Here is a 4,926-nt window from a genome sequence, read left to right as displayed (position 1 = left end):
CCGAAGAAGGCGACGTCTTCGCCGTCGGCGCCGGGCACCGAGATGACCGGGGTGCCGACCTCCTGGCCGACACGGTTGATGCCGTCGTTGTGGGATGGACGACGACGGGCCGCTGCCCGACTCGGTGGAACGGGCTCTGGCGCAGGGGGTGCGGGCGCTGCTCGTGACGGCCCGGGCGCAGAACCCGACCGGGGCGGTGGTGAGCGAGGTGCGGGCGGCGGAACTGCGGGCGGTGCTCGCCGGGTACCCGGACGTGCTGGTCATCGACGACGACCACGGACACGGCATCGTGGACCTGCCGCTGAACGCGCTGGCCGGGGCGACCCGCAACTGGGTGCTGATCCGCTCCACCGCGAAGGCGTACGCACCGGACCTGCGGCTTGCCGTGCTGACCGGGGACGGGGTCACGCTCGACCGGGTCCGGGGGCGGCAGCGGCTCGGCCCGGGGTGGGTGAGCAGGCTGCTGCAGTACACGGCGGTGGAGCTGTGGAAGGCCGGAGCGGTCGACCATGCGGCGGTCGCGCGGTCCTACGGGGAGCGCCGCGACGGACTGGTCGAGGCGCTGGCCCGGCGCGGGGTGCGCGCGCAGGGGCGGAGCGGGATGAACGTGTGGGTGCCCGTCGCCGAGGAGACGGCGGTGGTGACGCGCCTGCTGGGCTCGGGTTGGGCGGTCGCTCCGGGGGCCCGCTTCCGGGTGGAATCCGGGCCCGCGGTGCGGATGACGATGTCGACGCTGTCTCCGGCGGACGTACCCGGGCTGGCGGAGGCGGTGGCCTCGGCCGTCCGCCCGGCGGCCGGGGGGCGGCTCGACTGACGGCGGCCGCGCCGGGGCGGCCGGGCGGCTGGGGCAGCCGGGCGGCTGGGGCAGCCGGGCGGATGGGGCGGATGGGCGGATGGGCGGACGGGGCGGATGGGGCGGACGGGAGCGTGACGGCGGGCCTCAGCGGCGTCGGGTCTGGGTGAGTGCCGCGCCGGCCAGGACGACGGCCGCGCCCACGGGGGTGTTCCAGTGGAGCTGTTCGTCCAGGAGGAGGACGCCCGCCGTCGTCGCGATGACCGGGATGAAGTAGGTGACCATCTGCGCGGTGGTCGGGCCGATCTCCGTGACCAGGCCGTACTGCATCTGGAGGGCCATGCCCGTGCCCAGGGCCCCCAGGGCGATCACCGACAGGGTCGGCCAGAGCGGGAACGAGGTGGGGGCCGAGGTGAACAGGGCGCTGACCGCTGCCAGTTGGAGTGTGGAGACCAGGAGCTGGGCGCCGGTCAGGGCGACCGGGGAGCCCGGCGTGGAGGCCAGGGTGCGGCGTACGTAGATCCAGCCGATGGGGTAGCAGAGCGCGGCCAGCAGGGCGAGCGCGGTGCCCTTGGCGTCGAGACCGGAGAAGCCCTGCCAGGCGCCGAGGACGGTCAGGACGCCGAGGAAGCCGAGGCCCAGGCCGGCGAAGCGGCGGCGCGTCGGGCGGTCCTCGGAGAGCGCGACCAGGGAGAGGGCCATGCCCCACAGCGGCGAGGTGGCGTTGCAGATGCCCGCCAGGCTGGAGGGGATGGTCAGTTCCGCGTACGCGAAGAGGGAGAACGGGGCGGTGTTGAGCAGCAGGGCCGCCACCGACAGGTGGGCCCAGGTGCGCCGGCCCCGGGGGAGCGGTTCGCGGCGGATCAGGAGCACCGTGAGCAGGGCGAGCGCGCCGAAGAAGACCCGGCCGAGGGCGACCTGGAACGGGGCGTACGCCTCCGTGCCCACCTTGATCAGCAGGAAGCTGAAGCCCCAGATCACCGAGAGGACCGCGAAGCGCAGGCGCCAGTCCAGCCGGGGGGCCGGGGCGGGAGCCTTCGCGGTGGCGCCGGTGGCGCGGGTGGAGGTCGGGGGCAGGGGTGGGACCGGGGTGCTGGGTGGGACCGGCGTGCTGGGGGCGCTCATGAGAGCAACCTTGGCCTTCGCGACCTCGTAGGACAAGCGAAATTTGTTGGCGGTGACGTCGTAGGATTGCTTACATGTTGAACCTGGAGCGGCTGCGCACCCTCGATGCACTCGCCCGCCACGGCTCCGTCAGCGGCGCCGCCGACGGGCTCCATGTCACCACCTCCGCCGTGTCCCAGCAGATGGCGAAACTGGAACGGGAGGTCGGCCAGCCGCTCCTGGCCAAGAACGGCCGCGGCGTCCGGCTCACCGATGCCGGCCGGCTCCTCGCCGAGCACGCCGCCCGGATCATCTCCCAGGTCGAGCTCGCGCAGGCCGATGTCGAGGCCAGGCGCGGGTGCGCGGTCGGCGAGCTGCGGATCGGCGCCTTCCCGACCGCCATGCGCGGGCTGCTGCCGCAGGTCCTGGCGGAGTTGCGTGCCGAGCACCCCGAACTGCGGCCCCGGGTGCGGGAGCAGGAGCCGGAGGAGAGCATGACCGCTGTGGTGCGGGGCGATCTCGACATGGCCCTCGCCATCGACTGGCACAACAAGCGGATGCCTGTACCGGTCGAGCTCACACGGGCCCATCTCCTGGACGACTCCATGGACATCGCGGTGCCGGCGGGGCATCCGCTGGCCGGCCGCGACGGGATCTCCCTGGCCGAGTTCGGCGAGGACGACTGGATCTCCTGGACCGAGGGGCAGTTCTGCCACGAGTGGCTCGTTTCCACCCTGCGCGGTACCGGCATCGAGCCCCGGATCGCACACATCGCCGAGGAGCACCACACCCAACTGGCCTTCGTGGAGGCCGGACTGGGCGTGTGCGTGGCCCCACGGCTGGGGCGCGGACCCGTGCCGCCGGGGGTCCGGCTGCTGCCGGTGCGCGACAGCGTCCGGCGCCACGTGTACGTCGTCTGGCGGGCCGACGCCGACCGCCGGCCGTCGATCCGGGCCGCCGTCGAGGCCTTGCGGAGGGCGGCCTCGGCCATCGCCCCGGCCTCGGCATCGGCCGCCCCCGGGCAGGGCCGGGCGGGCGACGGCGAGGGAGGCTAGATCTTGCGGAAGTCCCAGGACACGATCGAATCCGGTGTCAGCCGGATCCAGGCGTGCCGTCCGTCGTGCGGCATCTCCGTGATGCCGAAGTTCTTGACGGGGAAGAGGCGCTCCGGCTCCGCCAGTTCCTCGCACGGCTCGCCCGTACGGGGGGCCTCGCCCACGAAGACGGCCGTGCCCGACAGTTCCACGCCGCGCAGTTCGTCGTAGGCCTCGCCGGAGTCCACGACCACCGAGATGCGGGGGTCCTTGCGGAGGTCGGACCAGCGGCGGCTGCGGGTGATCGAGTACAGCCACAGGGAGGTGCCGTCCCAGACGAACCAGAGAGCCCCCACGTGCGGGCGCCCGTCGGGGGAGACCGTGGCCACCCGGCAGGTGCGCTGCTCGCGCAGGAAGGCGTTCCGCTCCTCGTCGGTCATCATGATGCGGCGGCCCCGCCGCTGCGCCCTGTCCACGGGTGTGCCGTCCACGGGTGTGCCGTCCACGGGTGTCCTGTCCATACGGTCCGCGCCCCTTCACATCTGACTGTGTGTCAGGAATCATGCGTGCTCTTCCGTCGCCACGCCAGGGGGAGCCATGGCCGATCTCGATCCCGCCACCACCGCACTGCTCACCGTCGAGTGCCAGAACGGCGTCGTCGGCGAGGAGAGCGCCCTGCCGGAGCTGGCGAAGGAGGCGCGGGACTCCGGCATGCTGGACCGGGTCGCCGCGCTGGTCGAGGCCGCGCGGGGAGCCGGGGTGCAGGTGCTGCACGCGGTCGCCGAACGGCGGCCGGACGGGCTCGGGGCCAACAGCAACGCCCGGCTGTTCCGTGCCGCGGGGCGGCTGCCGGTGCGCCAGCTGACCGGCAGCCCGGCGGTGGAGGTCGCCGCGCCCATCACCGTCGCCGAGCAGGACCTCGTGGTGCGCCGGCTGCACGGCCTCTCCCCGATGTCGGGCACCGACCTGGACGCCCTGCTGCGCAATCTGGGCATCCGCACCCTCGTCGTCACCGGGGTCTCCTCCAACATCGCGATCCCGAACACCGTCTTCGACGCGGTGAACCTCGGATATCAGGTCGTGGTCCCCTCCGACGCCATCGCCGGGGTGCCCGCCACCTGCACCGCCGAGGTGATCCGCAACTCGCTCTCCCTCGTCGCGGCCGTCACCACGGCCGAAGCACTCCTGGCCCAGTGGGCTCCGGCACGCTGATCTGCGTAACCCCCTGCAGATCGCCGGTCGTTGTCTCGCGCCGGCCACGGGGCGGCGGTCGTCGACGTCGCGGCCTGGTCGGCACTCGGCGGCGTGCGAGCGGCGGTCCGCGGCGCCGAGGGCTACTGGCCGGCGGCCCTGCTGATCCCGTTCGCGGGAGTACTGCTGGCCGTACGGCCGCTGCTGCGCCGGGTGTTCGCGCCGGGCGGCCGCGTGGGCGGCCAGGAGCGTCGGGAATTCGTGGTGGCCGGTGCCTACCGGTCGAAGCCTCCTCGCCCGATCATGTCCGGACGGTCCTGCCCCGGGACGCGGCAGGCGGGAACCGGGGATCATGCGAAGGCCCGCGCGGAGAGGAGTCGCACGCTCATGGAGGACGAGGCGGAGGACGTGGTGGCCACGGCCACGGCGATCGTGCACGCGGCGGCGGTCAGGCGGGCGCGCCAGGAGCAGGTCGTCCGGGTGGGGGCACGGCTCTCGGCCGGAGCGTTCCTGACCGGCTGCCCGTCCGGTCTGTGGTGGCGGGGGGACCGGGCGAACATCCCGCTCGTCGGGGAGGTGCTCGCCGGCTGGGGCCCGGGCGCGATGCCCTATCCGACCGACCTGATCGGGCTGATGCTCCTGGTGTACGCGGCCCTCTTCGGGGCCGCGGGGGCCGGAGCCCTGTGGTGCGGCGCGGCGGACGTCGCCCGCCGCGTGAACCCGCTCGCGCGGTACGAGCGGCACGCGCCGCCCGGCGAACTCGCCGGGCGGCGGCGCCCCGGGCCGGGGGGGGGCACACCACCC

General features: G+C 74.0%; 4 protein-coding genes and 3 pseudogenes. 4 read left to right on the top strand and 3 right to left on the bottom strand.

The features are described from left to right. A pseudogene (locus ABZY57_RS31905) lies at positions 1–101 on the bottom strand (disulfide bond formation protein DsbA); the annotation flags it as partial. Between ABZY57_RS31905 and ABZY57_RS31900 the strand changes: the two are divergent. Further along, a pseudogene (locus ABZY57_RS31900) lies at positions 92–814 on the top strand (aminotransferase class I/II-fold pyridoxal phosphate-dependent enzyme); the annotation flags it as partial. The pseudogenes ABZY57_RS31905 and ABZY57_RS31900 sit on opposite strands and share 10 nt — an antisense overlap. Before the next feature lie 126 nt (positions 815–940). Here ABZY57_RS31900 and ABZY57_RS31895 read toward each other — a convergent pair. After that, a complete protein-coding gene (locus ABZY57_RS31895; RefSeq protein WP_356517890.1) occupies positions 941–1,918 on the bottom strand; it encodes a DMT family transporter in 978 nt (325 codons plus the stop codon). A gap of 74 nt (positions 1,919–1,992) precedes the next feature. Between ABZY57_RS31895 and ABZY57_RS31890 the strand changes: the two genes are divergently transcribed. Beyond that, positions 1,993–2,952 (top strand): LysR substrate-binding domain-containing protein, encoded by a 960-nt coding sequence (locus tag ABZY57_RS31890; RefSeq protein ID WP_356517888.1) that lies wholly within the window; start codon positions 1,993–1,995, stop codon positions 2,950–2,952. Here the strand turns inward: ABZY57_RS31890 and ABZY57_RS31885 are convergent. Continuing rightward, entirely contained in the window at positions 2,949–3,407 is a 459-nt protein-coding gene (locus tag ABZY57_RS31885) for a pyridoxamine 5'-phosphate oxidase family protein (RefSeq protein WP_356517892.1), read from the bottom strand. The two genes, ABZY57_RS31890 and ABZY57_RS31885, sit on opposite strands and share 4 nt — an antisense overlap. 121 nt (positions 3,408–3,528) lie before the next feature. Here ABZY57_RS31885 and ABZY57_RS31880 point away from each other — a divergent pair, with 121 nt between their 5' ends. After that, complete coding sequence (locus ABZY57_RS31880) at positions 3,529–4,143, top strand: cysteine hydrolase (RefSeq protein ID WP_356517886.1); 615 nt, start codon at positions 3,529–3,531, stop codon at positions 4,141–4,143. A 30-nt stretch (positions 4,144–4,173) separates the two neighbouring features. Continuing rightward, positions 4,174–4,926, top strand: a pseudogene (locus ABZY57_RS31875) (hypothetical protein); the annotation flags it as partial.

Origin of the sequence: Streptomyces sp. NPDC006450 (assembly GCF_040612195.1) — a bacterium.
Classification (GTDB): Bacteria; Actinomycetota; Actinomycetes; order Streptomycetales; family Streptomycetaceae; genus Streptomyces.
This window is presented reverse-complemented; position numbering and strand designations above follow the sequence as displayed.

Excerpts from the sequence above, each read along its gene's own strand:
- ABZY57_RS31895 (WP_356517890.1), bottom strand. The coding sequence starts at position 1,918 with ATGAGCGCCCCCAGCACGCCGGTCCCACCCAGCACCCCGGTCCCACCC.
- ABZY57_RS31890 (WP_356517888.1), top strand. The coding sequence starts at position 1,993 with ATGTTGAACCTGGAGCGGCTGCGCACCCTCGATGCACTCGCCCGCCAC.
- ABZY57_RS31880 (WP_356517886.1), top strand. The coding sequence starts at position 3,529 with ATGGCCGATCTCGATCCCGCCACCACCGCACTGCTCACCGTCGAGTGC.